Annotated in this window: 12 protein-coding genes; 11 read left to right on the top strand and 1 reads right to left on the bottom strand. The window is 62.1% G+C overall.

The genetic code is table 11. The annotated features are described in order from the left end of the window. The first annotated feature begins 16 nt into the window (after nt 1–16). From ACFO3S_RS22230 to ACFO3S_RS22220, 3 genes are read left to right on the top strand one after another with little or no spacing between them, the layout of a single operon-like run. Nucleotides 17–1,360, top strand: a complete 1,344-nt coding sequence (locus tag ACFO3S_RS22230; protein WP_378100558.1) for an alpha-L-fucosidase — start codon at nt 17–19, stop codon at nt 1,358–1,360. A 36-nt stretch (nt 1,361–1,396) separates the two neighbouring features. Then, nucleotides 1,397–2,470, top strand: coding sequence for a Gfo/Idh/MocA family protein (locus ACFO3S_RS22225; protein WP_378100556.1), 1,074 nt, complete (start codon nt 1,397–1,399; stop codon nt 2,468–2,470). A 24-nt stretch (nt 2,471–2,494) separates the two neighbouring features. Then, a complete protein-coding gene (locus ACFO3S_RS22220) occupies nt 2,495–4,903 on the top strand; it encodes a glycoside hydrolase family 95 protein (protein ID WP_378100554.1) in 2,409 nt (802 codons plus the stop codon). Between the two features lie 183 nt (nt 4,904–5,086). Here ACFO3S_RS22220 and ACFO3S_RS22215 read toward each other — a convergent pair whose 3' ends face one another. Continuing rightward, the gene (locus ACFO3S_RS22215; RefSeq protein WP_378100552.1) at nt 5,087–6,712 is read right to left on the bottom strand and encodes a hypothetical protein; all 1,626 of its coding nucleotides are present in this window, start codon (nt 6,710–6,712) and stop codon (nt 5,087–5,089) included. Between the two features lie 745 nt (nt 6,713–7,457). On the opposite strand from ACFO3S_RS22215, the gene ACFO3S_RS22210 reads away from it, so the two are divergent. The 8 genes from ACFO3S_RS22210 (at nt 7,458) to ACFO3S_RS22175 (ending at nt 18,271) form a co-directional block, all read left to right on the top strand. Further along, nucleotides 7,458–9,305, top strand: a complete 1,848-nt coding sequence (locus ACFO3S_RS22210; protein ID WP_378100550.1) for a cache domain-containing sensor histidine kinase — start codon at nt 7,458–7,460, stop codon at nt 9,303–9,305. A 115-nt stretch (nt 9,306–9,420) separates the two neighbouring features. Further along, on the top strand, nt 9,421–10,764 hold the full coding sequence (locus ACFO3S_RS22205) for an ABC transporter substrate-binding protein (RefSeq protein ID WP_378100548.1): 1,344 nt from the start codon (nt 9,421–9,423) through the stop codon (nt 10,762–10,764). Nucleotides 10,765–10,869: 105 nt separating this feature from the next. Continuing rightward, complete coding sequence (locus tag ACFO3S_RS22200) at nt 10,870–11,739, top strand: carbohydrate ABC transporter permease (protein ID WP_378100547.1); 870 nt, start codon at nt 10,870–10,872, stop codon at nt 11,737–11,739. Beyond that, the gene (locus tag ACFO3S_RS22195; RefSeq protein WP_378100654.1) at nt 11,739–12,557 is read left to right on the top strand and encodes a carbohydrate ABC transporter permease; all 819 of its coding nucleotides are present in this window, start codon (nt 11,739–11,741) and stop codon (nt 12,555–12,557) included. Before ACFO3S_RS22200 ends, ACFO3S_RS22195 begins: the two co-directional genes overlap by 1 nt. A 67-nt stretch (nt 12,558–12,624) precedes the next feature. Continuing rightward, nucleotides 12,625–14,232, top strand: coding sequence for a response regulator transcription factor (locus ACFO3S_RS22190; protein ID WP_378100545.1), 1,608 nt, complete (start codon nt 12,625–12,627; stop codon nt 14,230–14,232). 242 nt (nt 14,233–14,474) lie between these two features. Continuing rightward, complete coding sequence (locus ACFO3S_RS22185; RefSeq protein ID WP_378100543.1) at nt 14,475–16,199, top strand: glycoside hydrolase family protein; 1,725 nt, start codon at nt 14,475–14,477, stop codon at nt 16,197–16,199. A 49-nt stretch (nt 16,200–16,248) separates the two neighbouring features. Further along, nucleotides 16,249–16,965 (top strand): aspartate/glutamate racemase family protein, encoded by a 717-nt coding sequence (locus ACFO3S_RS22180; protein WP_378100541.1) that lies wholly within the window; start codon nt 16,249–16,251, stop codon nt 16,963–16,965. 46 nt (nt 16,966–17,011) lie between these two features. After that, entirely contained in the window at nt 17,012–18,271 is a 1,260-nt protein-coding gene (locus ACFO3S_RS22175) for a ribulose-bisphosphate carboxylase large subunit family protein (protein WP_378100539.1), read from the top strand. Nucleotides 18,272–18,275 lie beyond the last annotated feature (4 nt).

Here is an 18,275-nt window from a genome sequence, read left to right as displayed (position 1 = left end):
AGGAGGAGCGAAGCAAATGGCTAACGACAAGGAGAAAACGGGGGCAGCGGCCCGGCAGGCCGTGTCGGCGGCGCACGATCCGTCCAGCGAGTGGTTCACGGAGGCGCGGTTCGGCTTGTACATTCACTGGGGACTGTACGCGCTGGGAGCGCGTCACGAATGGATGCGTTCCCGGGAATTTCTGAGCAATGAGGAATACGACAAATACTTCCGGCATTTCGATCCCGATCTGTACGACCCGGCGAAATGGGCGAAGCTGGCCGGGGATGCCGGGATGAAATATATGGTCGTTACGACCAAGCACCACGAGGGCTTCTGCTTATGGGACTCCAAGCTGACCGATTACAAGGCGACCAACACGCCTTGCGGCCAGGACCTGCTGCGCCCGATGCTGGAGGCGTTCCGCGCGGAGGGCATACGCACGGGGCTGTACTATTCGCTGCTGGACTGGCACCATCCCGACTATACGGTCGATGTGAAGCATCCGATGCGCTACAACAAGGAGTACGCGGCGCTGGACGCGCAGCGGAACTGGCAGAACTATGTGGAGTACATGCACGGGCAGACGAGGGAGCTGTTAACGGAATACGGCGACATCGACGTGCTGTTCCTCGATTTCTCGATTCCGCCCGAGGAGGGCTTCCCGGGAAAAGGCAAGGACGAATGGCAGAGCGAGCGGTTCGTCGACATGGTGCGTTCGCTGCAGCCGAACATTCTGATTAACGACCGGCTGGGCGTGCCGGGCGATATTACGACGCCGGAGCAGTATCAGCCGCGGGAGTGGATCAAGATCGACGGCCGTCCGGTGCTGTGGGAAGCCTGCCATACGTTCAGCGGCTCCTGGGGCTACTACCGGGACGAGGAGTCCTGGAAGAGCGCGGAGCAGGTTCTGCGCATGCTGATCGACACGGTGAGCAAGGGAGGCAACTTCCTGCTGAACGTCGGGCCCAACGCCCGCGGCGAGCTGGACGAGCGGGCGGTGGAGCGGCTGGAGGAGATCGGCGTCTGGATGAGAAAGCATCAGCGTTCCATTCACGGCTGTACGGCCGCGCCCGCCCATCTGCCGCCATGCCCGGAGGATTGCAGATTTACGTATAATCCGAAGACGAACCGACTGTATCTGCATCTGTTCGCATGGCCGTTCAAGCAGATTCATCTGGCGGATTTCTCGGGACGGGTCGAATATGCGCAGCTGCTGGACGACGCTTCGGAGATCCGCATGGTTGAGGGCGAGAAGAAGCTGACGATGGAAGCGGGCGCGTTCGACGAAGGCCGGCCGGCCAATATGCTGACGCTGCAGCTGCCGGTCAAGAAGCCGAAGGCGGCGATTCCGGTCATCGAGCTGTTTCTGAAAAATTAGCTTGACGCGCGAGCGGGAAAGCGGGAGGAGATCATCATGAAAAAAAAGTACCGGATGGGCGTTATCGGCCTGGGGGAAGGGCGCAGCATTATGTCGGCCGCGCTGCAAAGCGAACAGTGGGAGCTGGCGCAGGTCTGCGATCTTAACGAGGAGCTGTGCCGGCAGCGGGCCCAGGAGTTCGACTTTCATCGCTGGACGACCTCCTACGAGGAGATGCTGGCCAACGACGAGATCGACGTCATCGCCATCTATACGCCGGATCAGCTTCATTTCAAGCATATCATGCAGGCGGTTCAGGCCGGCAAGCATGCGATCTGCACGAAGCCGGTGCTGCCCTCGCTGGACGACGCCGCGAAGCTGCTGGCCTTCATGCGGCAGACGGACCGCAAGCTGTTCATCGGCCAGAGCACGCGCTATTTCGAACCGATGCTTCATCAGCGCCGCGACTTCGAAGCGGGCAGGCACGGCGAGGTGTCGGTCGTGGAGACGCATTACATCACGGACGGCCGCTGGTTTCTGGACAAAGGCTGGAGCCGGCAGGCGGGCTTCAGCTGGTTTTACGGCTTTATGATTCACGCGGTCGATCTGGTGCGCTGGTATATCCCCGACGTGACGGAAGTGTCCGGGTACGCGATCACGAGCGGCAACACGCGGGCGTTCGGGCTGGAGGCGTGGGATTCGCTGCGCTTTATCGCCCGCAACGAAGCGGGACAGATCGCCACGATGGCCGGAGATTACGCGCTTCCGACGCTCGGGCAGCACGCCCAGTCGCAGATCGGCTGCGTCATTCGCGGAACGCAGGGCGTGACGCGCGCGGAATATTCGAACTTGACGTATTACACGCATTTTGCCGGGGAGGGTCCGCAGGTGCACTCCTTCGACGACAAGGAGCCTTACTACTTCCGCTTTGAAAACAAAAGCCATCACGCCGGCGAATACCAGAACTATATCGAATATTTCGCCGACTGTCTGGACCGTGGAGAGGCGCCGCTTCCGGATGCGCGGGAGGCCGTTCATACGCTTGCGTTCATGGAGGCGATGACTCGCAGCGTTCAGCGGGGCGGCCAACCGGTCAAGCTGGCCGAGGTGATCGCCGAATACGGACTGTAAAACGAACGGGGGGGCGTCATCGGGATGGAGTTGAAATACAACAAGCCTGCCAGAGCGTGGACCGAGGCTTTGCCGGTCGGCAACGGGAGGCTTGGCGGCATGGTGTTCGGCGGGATCGAGCAGGAGCGAATCAGTCTGAACGAGGATACGCTGTGGTCCGGCTACCCGCGGGACTGGAACAATCCGCGGGCGCTGGAGGTGCTTCCCGAGGTGCGGCGAGCCGTTCTGGAGGAACGTTACGAGGACGCCGAACGGCTCAGCAAAGCGGGCATGATGGGGCCGTACACGCAGGCTTACATGCCGCTGGGCGACTGGCATATCCGCTTCTATCACGGCCATTTCGCCGACGGATACCGGCGCTCGCTTCATCTGGAGGAGGCCTGCGCGAAAGTCTCCTACGACATCGGCGGCGTCCGCTACACCCGGGAGCTGTTCGCGTCGCATCCCGACCAGGTTCTGGTATATCGATTAACCAGCAGCCAGCCGGGCCGGCTCACCCTGAAGACGTGGCTGGACAGCCCGCTGCGGTCGACGACGGCGTGGCGGGACGGCGGGGAGGACGAGGCGTTCTACGCCGTGCGGGGCGACTGTCCGCACGAGGTAAGCCCGGACTACGTATCCGATCCCGATCCGGTCAAATACGAGGCGGAAGGGGACAGCCGCACGATCGCGTTCGAGGGCCGGCTGGCCTGCCGGACGGACGCCGGGGCGAAAGTGAAAGTCGACCATACGGGCATTCGCGTCGAGCAGGCGACGGAGGTCGTGTTTTATTTCGCGGCGGGGACGAGCTTCGCCGGCTTCGACCGGATGCCGGACCGGGTGTCGTTCCCGCCCGACCGGCTGGCGGAGCGGCATCTGCGCGAGGCGGCGGGGCGGACGTACGAGGAACTGAAGCGGCGGCATGCCGACGACTACAAGCCGTTGTTTCGGCGCGTCCGCTTCCGCCTTGGCTCCTCCTTGACCGAGGACGCGGCCGAACGGCCGACGGACGAGCGAATCCGGACCAGCGGCGCGGACGATCCGGAGCTGGTCTCGCTGTTTTTTCAATACGGCAGATACCTGCTTCTGGCTTCCTCCCGTCCGTCCACTCAGCCGGCCAATCTGCAGGGCATCTGGAATCCGCACATCCGGCCGATCTGGAGCTGCAACTATACGCTGAACATCAATCTGCAGATGAACTACTGGCTGGCGGAAACGGCCAATCTGAGCGAATGCCACGAGCCGCTGCTGCGGTTCGTCGAGGAGTTGTCCGTTACCGGGGAAGCCACCGCCCGCATCCATTACGGCTGCAGAGGCTGGACGGCGCATCACAATTCGGATTTGTGGCGGCAGTCCGCGCCTCCCGGCAATTACGGCCACGGCAATCCGCTGTGGGCGAACTGGCCGATGGGCGGCGTCTGGCTGTGCGGGCATCTGTGGGAGCATTACCTGTTTACGCAGGATGAGCATTTTCTCCGGAGCCGGGCGTATCCCGCTCTCAGAAAGGCGGCCCTGTTCTGTCTGGACTGGCTGCAGCCGACGGACGGCGGAGAGTGGGTCACGAACCCGTCTACCTCTCCGGAGCACCGCTTCCGGCTGCCGGACGGAAGAACGCCGGCTCTGACGGTTGCCTCCACGATGGACATCAGCCTCATTCGCGAGCTGCTGACCCGCTGCATCGAGGCGGCCGGGCTGCTGGGGCTGGAGGAGCCGCTTCTGCCGGAGCTGCGGGAGGCTCTAAGGAGGCTGCCTGCGACGAAGATCGGCGCTCGCGGCCAAATTCAGGAATGGCATTTCGATTTCGACGACGAGGATGAGCAGCACCGTCACGTGTCGCAGCTGTATGACCTGTTTCCCGGTTCGGCGTGGGGCGCTAACCGGGAGCCGCATCTGTACGAGGCGGCGAAGCGGACGCTGGAGCTGCGGGGAGACGGAGGCACGGGCTGGAGCATCGGCTGGAAAATCGCGTTATGGGCGCGTTTGCGCGACGGCAACCGCGCGTTCGGCATCGTTAAGCGCATGCTGGTCGAGGTGGAAGACGACGGCGTCATGGATTTCCATCGGGGCGGCGTGTACGCGAATCTGTTCGACGCCCATCCGCCGTTCCAGATCGACGGCAACTTCGGGGCCGCGGCGGGCATCGTCGAGATGCTGCTGCAGTCGCACGAGGACCGGATCGAACTGCTGCCGGCCTTGCCGGACGCTTGGCCGGAAGGCGAGATCAGCGGGCTTAAGGCGAGGGGCGGCTTCACCGTCGATCTCCAGTGGGAGCGAGGCCGGCTGACGCGGGCGCGCATTGCCGCGCCGGCCGATCGGCCGCTCCGCGTGGCGTACCGGCAGCCGGTTCGGGTGCTGTGCGCCGAGACCGGCGAACCGCTGGCGGAGCATGCCGCTTCGGAGCTCGAGATCGCCGCAGGACAAGACCGGATCTATGAGATCCGGCCGGCGGAATGAAGAGGGTGTTCGGCGATCCAAGCTGCCCCGCACGGGCAGCGAAGCTATGAATCGTTAATGGATGGCGCTGCTCGTCTGGTTCGCACGGGCCGCCGATCGTCAGGGGATGTCCCGCAAGGTCAACCAAATGACCTTAGGGACATCCCCTGTTTTTGCGCTTGCGAGGGAGCGATCCTCTATCGCTCAGGATTCGATTTCAATATGGAGCGAGAAGCCGTCGTTGTCGGCGGGAGAGATGCGGACGGTATGGTCTCCGAAGCGCTGCCGCCACAGCTTGTCGGAGCCGAGATGAGGCGCCGCCAGCTCGCGAGCGACCTCGCCGAGCAGGCTGTCCACCGGCTGCCAGCTGCCGCCGCCGCTCCAGCGCTGCGGGCGCCGCAGCTCTTCCGGCAGCAGCCAGCCGCCGGCGATGACGGTCGCGCCGCCCTCGGCGAGCTTGCGGCAAGCCGCCAGCGTGCCGTCGCTAATATAGCTGCCGGCCAGCAGAATCAGCGACGGATCGCCGATATCTTTCGCCGTCGCATAGGCGTCGAACGCCAGCACGCTGTTCGCCGGCTGGAACAGCGGATGGATCGGGTCGCCGAACCGCCCGGCGGGCACGCCTTCCGGCAGCGGATACTTAACCGGCTGCTCGCTGAACTGCAGCGCATGGCGCGGGAAGCTGAAGCCCGGAATATGCAGGCAGCTGCCGTGGGCCGGCACGGCGCCGCGCGTCGCCAGACGCCAGGCATGGAAAATCGACTGGCTGCGCTCGGGCAGCGGCAGCTCCCGCATGCCGAACGGGCGCTCGTTCTGCCCGTAATTGCTGTCGTCCGAATGAACGATCGCGATACTCGCCCGCGCCTGCTCGTGACGATACGGCAGCGGGTGCGCGGGCACATACTCCCTCACGAACCGCAGCCACGCTTCGCCGAACTCGGTCGCCTCCAGCTTGCGCCCCTCGCTCGTGCGCAGCAGCCCGTCGATATTCTCCACGAACAGATGAGACGGCCCCATATGATAGCCGAGCCGCAGGGCGGACGCAAACTCGGCCGGCGAATGTCCGGGAAAGCCGGAAAGGCGAATCGGCCAAGGCCCCGCGTCCGGCCCCCACAAGTCGGCGCAAATCCAGAGCGCTCTGCCGTACTGCTTCGCCGCTCCGAGCGCCGTGCCGAGCTGCAGCGGATGGAACGATTCCTTCATAATTTTCGGCGCCGGAGTCATGCCGGCTCTGGCCTGGGCGTGAAACAGCGTAGGGAAAACCTGTTCCGACAGGATCGGCCGGTCGTCTCCCAGCGCGTCGCTTAACGGCGCCAGCGCCGCCCGGACGTTCTCTGCGAACTGATCGTGCGCTTCCCGCAGACTGTCCGCCTGGACTCGGCCCCAGTGCGGGAGCCATTCTCCCTTGCGGTACTGGGCCGCATTGATCTGCAGATGCTCCGGCTCGTCATACAGCAGCGCTTCCAGCAGGCCGCTGTCGGCCAGCGTCCGCACGACGTCCGGCGGAAGATCGTACCGGTTGGAGCCTTCGCTCCATGGCCCGTTAATATTTCCGTATTCGTTGCCGATCACCAGCCGCAGGCCGAATTTCCGGCAGTCCTCCAGCAGAGCGGGCAGCTCCTGCAAGTCCGGAAACAGGTGATGGACGTAAAATTCCGCCCCCAGCTCCTTCAGCGCCGCCAGGTACGTTTCCGGTTCGACGTCGGGTTCCTGCGGCGGAATCATTTTGCCGGTTCCCGTTCGCATCAATCGGTCGGAGCCGGCGCGGTTCCACGGATCGTTCCAGCCGAGAACCGGCCCCTGAACGCCCAGCTTGGGATGATAGGTCATACAATCTCCTCCATCGTTCGATATACGAGTATCGTAGCATAGCGTATTCGTCGAATCTTGCTCAATCGGGCGGCATTTTAGGAAGGATTGTCCGCGCCGGGGCATGCTCGGGGGGGAGGGGGGAAATGTTGTCAGGTTAAGCAAACGGTCAACAAGCGGCTTGCAGGAATCGTCCCAGTTATCGAGCCCCGACGGTCATCGCGAACAAGGCCAACTCGTGCCAATCCACGCCAACCCACGCCAGTCCAGACCAACCTACGCACTCCGCTAACCCCCGCCAGTCCAGGCCAACCCACGCCAACCCCGGCCAGCCCACTAACGTAACGGTTGCCAGCGCCGCTAATTGTGCCATTTTCGCAGTGCGGAGGTTGTAACGGTTGCAGCAGCGGCTATTTCAGCCGAAAACGCCCGTTTCGCTCGATAACCCCTAAATAAGCGCGATGGCAACCGTTAGCTTTTCCTTTTTCGGGAAAACGATCGATTAAGCGCCACTGCAACCGTTAGACGTTGCCGGCCGGTTGCGCGCCGTCGATCGCATACGATCGGTCGCATACCATCGACCGTATGCCGTCGATCGCATACGACAACGGCTTAACCTGACAACATGGGGAGGGCATGCGAAGGAGCCGCAGGAATGCTATAATCGAGAGACTTAGCATACAGCCGCGGCTGCGATCCGTTCGCGCCGGAATGAGAAGGGTCATCCGCACGGACAAGCAGGCCCGCATCGGGGAGAGAGCAGGAGATGAACACAGGAGCCAAGCACATCGTCGGCAAAATTCGAGACTACCTATCCCGGATCCGAACGGTGCTGCTGTTCAGTTATTTTGTCCTCATTTTACTTTCCATCCTCATCGTTGGAACCGTTTCCTTTTACATTTCCTCTTCCGCGATCAAGGGCAGAGTCGAGTCGGCCAACGTCCAGATCGTCCGGCAAATCGCCAACAACATGGACAACGACTTTCGCAGCAAGCGCAATTTGCTGCTGGCCCCCTACTACGATCAGGAATATATCGACGGCATTAACGCTTACCCGGAGATGAGCGAGCAGAACCAGTTTCTGTTCCGGCAGAAGCTGGAGAATCTGTTCTTGAAAAGCTTTAACGCCACGCCGATCCGCGGCTTTATCCGTTTTCAGATTTACTACCGGACCGGAGAGCTGCTGGCGGCATCCAACGATTACAAGCCGTGGACGCCCGTTCAGGTCCGCAATTCCGAGTGGTTTTTGCGCACGGTGGCCAAGGACGGGGAAGTGTTCTTCAACGGCCCGAGCACGGGCGACGGCACGACCGATGCGGCCGACACCGCCTATTCCTCGTCCATCCTGATCCGCGACTTTTCCAACCCCGAACGCTTTATTGTCGTACGCGTCGAGTACGGGGACGATCTGTTCCGCGCCATCGGCCGCAGCGACGATCTCTCGGCCCGAAGCCGCATTCTCGTGCTGGACGAACGGAACGCGCTCGTGTACGATTCGGCGGGCTTGAGAGACCAGGCTCCCGAGAAGCGGCTGCTGAGCCGGCTGGACGGCGCCGAGGGCCAGTTCTGGATGGAAGGAGAGGAGGACGAGCCCTTCGTCTCGTATATCGTCTCCGAATCGACCGGCTGGAAAGCGGCGATCGTCACCCCTCGCAAGGACATTCTGGGACCGATCGACAAGATCAAGACGATCGTGACCGCGACGGCCGTCGTCGCCTTTTTACTGACCTTCGTCCTGTCCGTGCTGTTCGGCCGCCGGATTACGCAGCCGATCCAGACGCTCTACAAGCACGTCAATCGCATCAAGCGGGGAGATTTCTCGGAGCGGGTCGAGATTAAGCGGGCCGACGAGATCGGCTTAATCGCCGCCAACTTCAACGCGATGCAGGACGAGCTGCGGAACCTGATCGAGAACAAATACGTCAATCAGATCAAGCTGCGGGAAGTGGAGCTGGCGATGCTGTATTCGCAGATCAATCCGCACTTCCTGTACAACACGCTCGACATCATCAAGGCGATGGCCGACTATCACCGGGCTTCGGAGATCGGGGACATCGCCCAGGCGCTCGCCGATATGTTCCGCTACAACACGCGCAATCGCGACGAGGTCGTCACCCTTCAGGAAGAGCTGGACCAGATCGAGGCGTATATGAAAATCCAAAGCATCCGCTTCGACGACAAGATCGCTTACGAGGCGGACGTGGACGAGAGTCTGTACAATTATCCGGTGTTGAAAATGACGCTGCAGCCGCTCGTCGAGAACGCCGTCTTCCACGGTCTGGAGCGCAAGCGGGGCAAAGGAACGATCCGTGTCGCGGCGGCGAAGGAAGACGGGCGCTTCGTGCTGACCGTGGCCGACGACGGCGTCGGCATGTCGGAGCAGCGGCTCGCCGACTTGCGGACGAGGCTGAAGCAGTCGCTGCATCGGGAGGAGGCCGTATCCGTCTCCGAGGGAGGCATCGGCGTCCGCAACGTTTACGCCCGCTACGCCATCCAGTTCGGGGACCGGCTCGGCTTCGAGGTAGATAGCCGCAAGGGAGCCGGGACGAGAATTACCCTGTCGCTTCCGTTCGACGAACACGCGGGAGGTTTTCCGGAAGCGTTAGCGCGATGAAGTAAGATTTTTCAACAAAACGGGTCGATTTTATGAATGGGGTTACAGAAAACGCTTCCCTTATAATGAAAGCGTAAACAGATGAAACTTATTTTAAGGGAGGTTCGCCAACAATATGAAAAAGATGAAAGCGGTATCCGCAGCGGTGGCCATCGGCTTGCTGGGCGCGTCCCTCGCGGCATGCGGCGGCAACAACGGAGGCAGCAGCCAGGGAGCATCCCCTTCGGCCTCTTCCGGAGCGTCGGAAAGTCCGAAAAACAGCAATCCGGTTACTCTGACGTTCGTCATTTCCAACACCGAGGACACGACGGCGTTCACGGAAGTATTCGAGGCTTACGAGCAGCAGACCGGCAATAAAGTCGAGCTGCAGGCGCTGCCCGGCGGAGACTACGACAATCTGATCAAGACGCGGTTCTCCACCGGCGATTTTCCCGACTTGTTCCTGATGCAGCCGGGCACGAAGCAGTACGTCAAGCTGAGAGCCGAGGAAACGCTTCACGAATGGTCCGGAGAGTCCGGCGTCTGGGACAACGTCGTCGCCTCGATCAAGCAAGCCCAGGTGGAGAACGACAAAATCTTCGGCGTCCCCTACGGCTCCACCGGCATGATGGGCGTCTTTTACAACAAGGAAGTGTTTAAGCAGGCAGGAGTCGACGTGCCGCAAAATTACGCCGGTCTGGTCGAGATCGCCCAGAAGATCAAGGCCGCAGGCTTCACGCCGTTCTATGAAGGCGTCAAGGACGCGTGGCCGCCGCAGGTGTTCTACTACACCGGCTGGGTGACGCAGGTGGACCCGGCGATCGGCGAGGAGGGCGTCGCCAAGCTGAACCGCAACGAGCTGAAGTTCGAGGACATCCCGGAGCTGAGAGACTTGTTCGCGAAGCAAAAAGAGCTGAAGGAGCTCGATCTGTACCAGAAGAACGTGATGGCCGGAACGTACGACGAGATGCAGAACGAGCTTGGAGACGGCAAGGTCGGGATGGTCTTCATGCTGGACGGCATTATCTCCCAACTGGAACAGAAATTCGGCAAGGACTGGGTGGCAAGCAACCTTGGCTTCTTCCCGTTCCCGTCCGAGACCGATCCGGGCGTCGCGATGATTACGCCTCCGAACCAGCTGATGGTGCCGGAGAAAGCGAAGAACAGGGACGCCGCCATCGAGCTCGTGAAGTTCATGCTTCAGCCGGACAACGTGAACCTGTTTTACGCGCACAAGCCGGGCATTCCGATCTTCGAGGGCGCGACCAGCGAGCTGTACCCGGTGCAGGAGGACGTTAAGGCGTACATCGACGCCGGCAAATCCCAGGTCAATATTCAGAACCGACTGACCGCGTCGTTCGTCGACTTCTCGAAGACGCTCCAGAACTTCTTCCTTAAAGGCGATATCGACGAAGCGATCAAGGACTTCAGCGCCAACTACCAGAAAGACGGGAAGGCGAAGCTGCTGGAAGGCTTCTGATCCGCATCGTCCAGATAGAAAGCGGGGGCTGCTCCCGGTCGAACGCGCGAAGCGGCTTCGACCGGCCGGCCCCCCAGCCTACTTAGGAGAAGGAGGGGGGAGACGATGGAAAGGCGCAAATACCCGCTTTATTTTTCCTACCCCGCTGTTGCCGTTTTTCTGCTGTTCTTTATCGCCCCGACTCTGATCGGCGTATATTACAGCTTTACGGACTGGAACATCAATGCCGATTCGGTCAAATTCATTGGCTTCGACAATTACGCGGCTCTTTTCCAGGAACCGAGACTGGGGAAAGCGCTCAGCAATACATTGATTTTCGCGGCGGCCGTTACCGTCCTGCAGAACGTCATCGGATTCGCGCTCGCGCTCGTCATGAACGAGTCGATCCGGATGCGGAACTTTTTTCGCACCGTGTTTTTTATGCCGTACGTCATCGCTCCGATCATTATCGGCTACGTGTTCCGGGCCATCTATCATCCGGAGCACGGCATCGTCAACCGGCTGCTGGAGGGCGTCGGCCTCGGCTTCATGGCCCAGGATTGGCTTAACGATCCGAAGTGGGCGCTGTTCTCGATTATCGTCACGGATTTGTGGAAGGTCTCGGGCTTCGCGATGGTCATCTATCTGGCCGGCCTGCAGTTTATTCCGAAGGATCTGCTGGAGAGCGCGGCCATCGACGGCGCGAGCTACCGGCACCGGCTCAAGAACATCATCCTGCCGCTCATCGCGTCGTCTACGACGGTCAACATTCTGCTGTCGCTCATCGGCTCGATGAAGGTGTTCGAGATGGTCATGGTGCTGACCGACGGCGGTCCGGGCTACACGACCGAGGTTTTCTATACGTACATTCGCAGCACGTTCAGCATGGGAGAAATGGGCTATTCGACGGCCATCAACCTGGTGCTGTTCGCGCTCGTCACTCTCGTCGGCCTGCCGGTGCTGTCGGCGCTTAAGAAGCGGGAGGTGGAGATGTGATGAGGCGGGGAGGCAAACAACTCGCGCTGTATCTCGTCGTTCTGCTCGGGGCGCTCGTCATTCTCGTTCCGTTTTATATGATTTTGGTCAATTCGTTCAAGGACATCCGCGAGTCGGCGCTGTTCGGCATGGGGCTGCCGTCGGAATGGCTGTTCAGCAACTACGAGAAGGTGTTCGAGCAGGGGAACATTCTGCGCGGCTTCAAGAACAGCTTTCTGCTCGCGGGACTGACCGTGCTGTGCGTCAATCTGTTCGCCTCGATGGCCGCCTTCGTCATCCAGCGCCGGGACGACCGGCTGATGAGAAGCCTGTATCTGACGTTTATTCTCGGGCTGATCGTGCCGGTATCGATCGTGCCGACGATCCGGCTCATGGACATGCTGGGCATCAAGGGAACGTATTTCAGCATGATCATGTACTACACGGCCGTGCTGCTGCCGTTCTCGGTGTTTCTGCTGGTCGGCTTTATGAAGCAGATTCCGCGGGAGCTGGACGAGGCGGCGATGATCGAGGGGGCGGGATTTTTCCGGCTGTACGTCCGGATCATTCTGCCGCTGCTGATCACGGTGCTGGTGACGGTGTCGATCGTCGTCATCGTGTCGGTGTGGAACGACTTCTTCGGGCCGTTCTATCTGGTGACGGACAGCACCAAGTGGACGATCGTGCTGCAGATTTTCAACTTCGTCTCGCTGTACAACACGAACTGGGGCGTCGTCTTCGCCTTCATGGTCATCGTCGTGCTGCCGGTGCTGATCGTGTACCTGCTGCTGCAGCGCTACATTATCGACGGCTTGACCGCCGGTTCGGTCAAAGGCTAAGAAGCGACGGCGGGCCGCTCGGAGACAATCGGTTAGAAATGGTCGCGAAGAAGAGAGGAGGCCCGGCATGCGCAAAGTGATGGTGGTCGACGACGAGAGATGGGTCCGGCGCGGACTCATTCAATCGATCCCGTGGGAGCGGCTGGGCCTCCGGCTGGCGGGCGAGGCGGCCGACGGCCAGGACGCTTACGAGATGGCGCTGGAGCAGAAGCCCGACTTGCTGTTTCTCGATATGCGGATGCCCGGGCTGGACGGCAAGGAGCTGCTCGCGCTGCTGGACGCCGAGCTGCCGGAGCTCCTCACGATCGTCGTCAGCGGCTATTCGGATTTCGAATACACGAAGCAGGCGATCCGGCATCACGCCTTCGATTACTTGCTCAAGCCGGTCAAGAAGGAGGAGCTCGCCGACGTGCTGGACAAGGCGGTGGCGGAGCTCGACCGGAGAGAGGAGGAGCGGCGGAAAGCCGAGGAGGTCCGGCGGAGCGACCGCTGGTTCCGCGATCTGCTGCTGGAGCGGTCGGAGCCGGAGCTCCAGGGCGGCGCTCCGGGAGCGCTTCGGGCTGAACCGGCGGATGCGTGGGCGGGCCTGTCCTCCGTCGTCTTCGTCGCCCGGGCCGACCGCTACCGGGAAGACGGGGGCGGCACCGCCACGCTGCGTTCCCTGCGGGAGAGGCTGATCCGGGAGCGGGCGTTCTATCTCGGCGGAGACTGGGAGCTGGCGCTGGCGCCGTCCCCGGACGGCCGCCCGGAAGCGGTCGGAGCCGTCGCCGCTCCCGGCTTGCCGCAGAGCGAGCTGATGCGGCTTCTTGCCGCCGTGCAGGCCGAGCTGAAGCGTCTGGACGGCGTCGGCTACAGCATCGGCGTCAGCGAGCCGTCGCCCGCGGAGGCGGATCGTCTGCGGCGGGCTTACGCGCAGGCGCAGGCCGCGCTGGCCGGCCGCAGGCTCGCGGCCGGGGAGGCGCTCCTGTTCGCGGGTCAGGCAGCAGAACCGGCGCCCGCGGGCGAGCCGTATCCGCAGAAGCGAGAGCAGGCGTTCCTGCTCGCGCTGCAGATGGGCAACCGGGAGGAGGCCGAACGGGAATTCGAGCTGCTGCTGGCCGCCATCTGCGGCGGTTCGGCGACGGTCGAGCAGCTTCAGCGAGGGGCGATTCTGCTCGTTCATGCGCTGGAGCGCCAGCTGCGAGCCGACGAATCCAGCCTGGAGAACGTCTGCGGCAAGCGGCTGCTCGAGCTGTCGGAAGCGCTGAAGCATCGGTGCGATCCGGACTCGGTGCGGGCGTTGTTCGCGGAGGAGATCATTCCCGCCGCGCTGGAAGCGGCGGAAAGACAGGGCGCGACGCAGGGGGAACGGATCGTCCGCGAGGTGCGGAAGCTGATCGAGACCCATTACGACCAGCCGCTGTCTCTGCAGCACATTGCGGAAAGCCGGTTCGTCAATCCCGACTATTTGAGCCGTCTGTTCAAGAAGACGACCGGCCGCAACTTCGTCGATTATTTGACGGATACCCGCATTCGCAAGGCGATGGAGCTGATGCAGGTGCCGGCTTATAAAAACTACGAGATCGCCCGCAAGGTCGGGTATGAGGACTACCGCTATTTCAGCCAGATTTTCAAGAAGAAGACCGGCAGGACGATCGGCGATTATCGCAGCGAGTTCGTCTCCGGGAAAACGTGAATGAAGCTGTACAGGTTGAACCAAAGACGCGACGATGAGCAGGCAGAGCGCATGGAGAATGGGAAGGGTTTGCCGCGAGTTCTGGCTTTGAGTTTCTCGCCGCTAAAGGTCTATTCCATCCAAGAAACTCAAAACAGGCTGTCTGAAGCGGCAAGCCGTCCCTTTCGGAATGCAACGGATTTCTATATTCATTGGTTCAAGCTATATAGATACGACAAGCAATGGAAGAGGAGAGATGGAACATGGCAAAACGACTGATTCCCGATACGTTGATGCTGGAGGAACGGGCCGGACACGCGCTGAACGCGATGGCGGGCATGTCCGATCCGGATTTTCACGGCTATCCCTTTTTCGCCGCCAACCTGATGGCCAATCCGGCCAACCTGACGCACGGGGACTGGGATTTCGGCTCGTCCCACGGGCGGATGATCGACGGCATGATTCTGGCCCGCCATATGTCGGGAGAGACGCTGGGCGAGGAGATCGAGGCCAAATACCGCGACAATCTGCTGAAGTTTTTCAAGGAGGACGGACTTAGCTATCGGCAGCACAATCCGAATTTCGACTGGGAGCAGAACGCCAACCTGATCGACCAGCGGGCCGTCATTCTGTCGCTGACGACGTGGTACATGACGACCGGCGACCCGAAGGTCAAGGAGGCGGCCGACCGCCACGTAGCCGCGCTGAAGCGGATCGCGATCAAGGAGCGCGAGGTGTGGTACTATCCGGCATCGGAATACAAGGAGGACGGCTGGCCGTCGCGCAACGCCGTGCAGCTCCGGCTCGCTCCCGATCCGGCCGCGTTCTGCGGACGGCTCATTATGCCGCTGCTCAAATATCACGAGGTGACGGGAAGCAAGGACGCCTTCGAGCTGTGCCGCTTCTTCACCGCGCTCATCGTCGAGCGAAGCGGCGTGTTTAACGAGGACGGCAGCTTTAACGACGCGCTGGCTTACCGCAGCGGCCATTTCCATACGCGTCTCGGCACGCTGGACGCGATCGCGCGCTTCGGAGAATTCACGGGCGACGCCAAGCTGATCGCCTGGGTCGAGAAGAGCTACGCGTGGGCGCTGACCAAGTGCACCGCGTTCGGGTGGACGCCGGGCGATCTGAAGGAGCAGGCATACGAGCACGAAACTTGCTCGCTGGTCGATCTGATCGCGACCGGAATTACGCTGGCGAAGAACGGCTACACGAAGTATTGGGGAACGGTGGAACGGTTTCTGCGCAACCACTTGACGGAGTCGCAGCTGCTCGACCTCGATTGGGTGAAGGAGACCGACGACAAGTCGGGCAACGTGCCGGGCCGCATCAGCTATACCGACGTCGCCAAGCGCACCCGGGGGGCGTTCGCCGGCTATTCCGCTCCGAACGACTTCTGCTGCGACGTCAACCACGGGCGCGGCCATACGAACGATCTGCAAATCTGCTGTCTCGGCTCCGGCACCCGAGGTCTGTACATGGGCTGGAGCAATACGATCACCGTGCGAGGCGGCCGCGTGAGCGTCAACTTCCTGCTCAACCGCGGCTCCGTCTGGCTCGACGTCGACAGCTACTTGCCGCACGAAGGCAAGGTTGTGCTGCACGTTCGAAAAAATATCGACGAGCTGCGGGTTCGCATTCCGGAGTGGGCCGGCTATACGAAGGTGAGAATCGTCCGCGAGCGCGGCGGGGCTGTCACGGAAGGCCACGGCATGGAGCCGAGCCGCTGGGTCGACGAACACTTCCTGCTGCTCGGCGAGGCTTGGGAAGGAGAAACGATTACGGTGACGTTCCCGCTGGATACGCGCACGACGGTCGAAACGGCGGTCGGACAGACGTTCCTGACCCAGTGGCGGGGCGACGACGTCGTCGGCATCTCCCCGGAAGGGCGCTATCATCCGTTCTACAGCGGACGCAAGGTGTACGATGCCGCTCCGATGCGCGAGGGAGATTACCGCCGTCCGGACAACGAGATCGTATGGTAATGCGCCGGCACGCGATGCCGCAAGCCAACGTCAAAGGAGGAACCAGGCGATGAAAACCGTCGTTGCCGTCTATACCGGCCAGGGACTGGCCGATCCGCTGAAGGCCGTATTCCGGGAAGTGCTGCCGGACGTGCGGCTGGTGAACATCATCGACGATTCCCTTATCGGGGACGTCGTCCAGGCAGGGCACATCCCGCCCGGCGTCGCTCGCCGGCTCGTGCAATATTTCCATCACGGCGAGGAGATCGGAGCGGACGTCATTCTGAATACGTGCTCGTCGGTCGGAGAAGTCGCCGACGAAGCGCGCAATCTGATCGGCGTGCCGATCGTCAAGATCGACGACGCGATGGCGGCACGGGCGGCCGCGGCTTACGACCGCGTCGCCGTGCTGGCTACGCTGCCCTCGACGCTGCGGCCGACGATGCGTCTGATCGAGACGAAGGCGGCGGAGCTGGGCCGGGAGGTCCGGCTCGTCAACGGACTGGCGGAGGGCGCGTTCGAGGCGCTGACCGGCGGCAGGCCGGAGGAGCACGACCGCATACTGCTCGAGACCGCGCTTCGGGCCGCGCAGGACGCGGATGCGATCGTGCTGGCGCAGGGCTCGATGGCCCGGATGGAGAAGGCTTTGGCCGCGGAGACGGGCAAGCCGGTGCTGTCCAGCCCGCGCCTGGGCGTCGAGCAGGTCAAGGAGACGCTGGAGCGGCTGAGCAGGGGGGAGACCGTCTGGGAGACGGGCTTCGGCAGGACTCCGCCGGCATGCGGATGAACGTTCGGCGGCCGGAGGAGCTGCGAACTTGAAGGGGGAACGGGAAATGAGCGAGGAGCGCGTGACGGCGGTGTATTTGGCGGAGACGCCCTATTCGCTGGAGAAGGCCGCCGAGTTGATCGCCGGGGAGCAGTCGACGGGCACGTTCACGGCAGTGCCCGGCGAGACGGATGCGCTGAAGGAGCGTCATGCCGCCAGAGTTGAAGCGATCGAGGCGCTGGAGGAGGCGGACGCTCCCTCCCTGCCCGGCGCGAAGCGGCCGCAGGGGCATGATGGCAAGTACAGGCGGGGACGGGTGACGATTTCGTTTCCGCTGCACAACTTCGGAGCGTCGATTCCGAATCTGATGTCGGCGGTGGCGGGCAATCTGTACGAGCTTCAGGAGCTGTCGGGCCTTCGGCTCGTCGATCTGGAGCTTCCGGATTCTTTTGCCGGCCGTTATCCGGGACCGAAATTTGGGATCGGCGGCACGAGGAGACTGGCCGGAGTCCACGGACGCCCGATTCTCGGGACGATCGTGAAGCCGAGCGTCGGGCTGTCGCCGGAAGCGCTCGGCAAGCTCGTCTACGAGCTTGCGCTGGCGGGCATGGATTTTATCAAGGACGACGAGCTGAACGCGAATCCTCCCTATTTTCCGCTGGAGCTGAAAGTGAAGACGGTGATGGAGGCGGTGGAGAGGGCGGCGGACGCGACCGGGCGGAAGCTGATGTACGCGTTCAACATTACCGGGGATATCGACGAGCTTAAAGCCAACCACGATCTGGTCGTCCGGTCTGGCGGAACGTGCGTCATGGTCAGCATTTTAAGCGTCGGTCTGGCCGGTCTGGCCCATCTGAACGGCTACAGCGAGGTGCCGATTCACGGCCACCGCAACCAGTGGGGGATGATGACGCGCGCTCCGCTGCTCGGCTTCGAGTTTTCCGCTTATCAGAAGCTTTGCCGGTTGGCCGGAGCGGACCAACTGCACGTCAACGGCTTGAACAGCAAGTTTTACGAGAGCAACGAGTCGGTGCTTCGCTCGATCAAGGCGTGTACGACTCCGCTGTTCGGGGGGTACGAGGCGATGCCTGTCGTCTCTTCGGCGCAATGGGCGGGAACGGCTCCGGCCACCTACGAGGCGACCGGCAGCGTCGACGTCATGCATCTGGCGGGCGGCGGCATGCTGGCGCATCCGGACGGTCCCGCCGCCGGCTTCGAGAGCATGAAGCTCGGCTGGGAGGCGGCGGTTCAGGGCATTCCGCTGGATCAGTACGCGCTTGAGCATCCGATCCTGAAGCGGGCCATCGACAAATACGGGAAGGGCTGACGGC

This window comes from Cohnella hongkongensis, from assembly GCF_042654645.1.
GTDB lineage: Bacteria > Bacillota > Bacilli > Paenibacillales > Paenibacillaceae > Cohnella > Cohnella hongkongensis.
Note: the sequence above shows the minus strand (reverse complement) of the source record. Positions and strands in the feature narration are given on the sequence as shown.